At 65.1% G+C, this 1,517-nt stretch carries 1 protein-coding gene; it reads left to right on the top strand.

Annotated elements, in window-relative coordinates; all coding sequences use genetic code 11:
• The coding region (locus tag EN925_RS35350) for an AAA family ATPase (RefSeq protein WP_128337342.1) at nt 1-1,517 on the top strand (1,517 nt) is incomplete at both ends.

Here is a 1,517-nt window from a genome sequence, read left to right as displayed (position 1 = left end):
CGGCTGAAGGCTGTGATCGACGAGGTTCAATCGTCCGAAACGCCGGTCATCCTGTTCATCGACGAGGCCCACACCTTGATTGGCGCCGGCGGTGCTGCCGGAACCGGTGATGCCGCCAATCTCTTGAAGCCGGCGCTGGCACGGGGCGAACTTCGCACCATCGCCGCAACGACCTGGGCCGAATATAAGCAGCACATCGAGAAAGACCCGGCGCTGACCCGCCGTTTCCAGGTGGTCAAGATCGACGAGCCGTCGGAGGCGGTGGCCGTTCTGATGTTGCGCGGTGTGGCAGGGGTTCTGGAGCAACACCACAAGGTGCAGATACTCGACGAGGCGATCGAGGCAGCAGTCGGCCTGTCGCATCGCTACATCCCGGCACGGCAACTGCCTGACAAGGCGGTGAGCCTCCTCGACACCGCCTGCGCCCGTGTCGCCATATCGCAGCATGCTACGCCAGCCGAGGTCGAGGACATCATGCGCCGCCGCCAGGCTCTGGAGGTCGAGCGCGGCATCATCGGGCGCGAGGCCGCGATCGGCATCGAGGTGGCTGAACGGCAGGCGCGCGTCGACACCGGGCTTGCCGAAAGCGAGATCGCCCTGGCTGCGGCGCAGCAGCGTTGGGATCGTGAAAAGGTGCTCGTCGCCGAGATACTCGAACTGCGCGCCAGGCTGCGCGGCGAGGGTGTGGCGCTCGATGCGGCCACCGGTGGGGCCGATGCCGAACCGGCAGCGGCGAACGCAGAAACGACCAAGGTAGCGGAGTCGTCAGAGACTGAGCCGCCCAAGGCCGCCCAGACGGACGCGGAGACACAGGCCGCTGCCGATCCTGCCGCCGATCTCGCCCGATTGCGCGCACTGATGGCCGAATTGGCAGCGGCACAAGGCGAGACACCGCTGATTCTGCCCTCGGTTGACCGCAATGCAGTGGCCGCCGTGGTCCAGGACTGGACCGGGATCCCGACCGGACGGATGCTGTCCAGCCAGACCGAAAAGGCGCTCAAGCTCGCCGCCACGCTTTCGGAACGGGTCGTCGGCCAGGATCACGCCATGGAGATGATCGCCAAACGCGTGCAGACCAGCCGCGCCGGGCTTGGCGCGCCTGAAAAGCCGGTCGGGGTCTTCCTGCTTTGCGGCCCCTCGGGCGTCGGCAAGACCGAAACGGCATTGGCGCTGGCCGAAACGCTTTACGGTGGCGAGCAGAACCTGATCTCCATCAACATGTCCGAGTTCCAGGAGGCGCACACCGTCTCGACACTGAAGGGCGCACCGCCCGGCTATGTCGGCTACGGCAAGGGCGGCATCCTGACCGAAGCGGTGCGCAGAAAACCCTATTCGGTGATCCTGCTCGACGAGGTCGAGAAGGCGCATCCCGACGTCCACGAAATCTTCTTCCAGGTCTTCGACAAGGGAATGATGGACGACAGCGAGGGCCGCCGGATCGATTTCAAGAACACCCTGATCCTGCTCACCTCGAATGTCGGCTCCGAAGTCATCATGGACCGCACAAGGAATGGCAC

The sequence above is a fragment of the Mesorhizobium sp. M7A.F.Ca.US.006.04.2.1 genome, assembly GCF_004022915.1.
Classification (GTDB): Bacteria; Pseudomonadota; Alphaproteobacteria; order Rhizobiales; family Rhizobiaceae; genus Mesorhizobium; species Mesorhizobium ciceri.
This window is presented reverse-complemented; position numbering and strand designations above follow the sequence as displayed.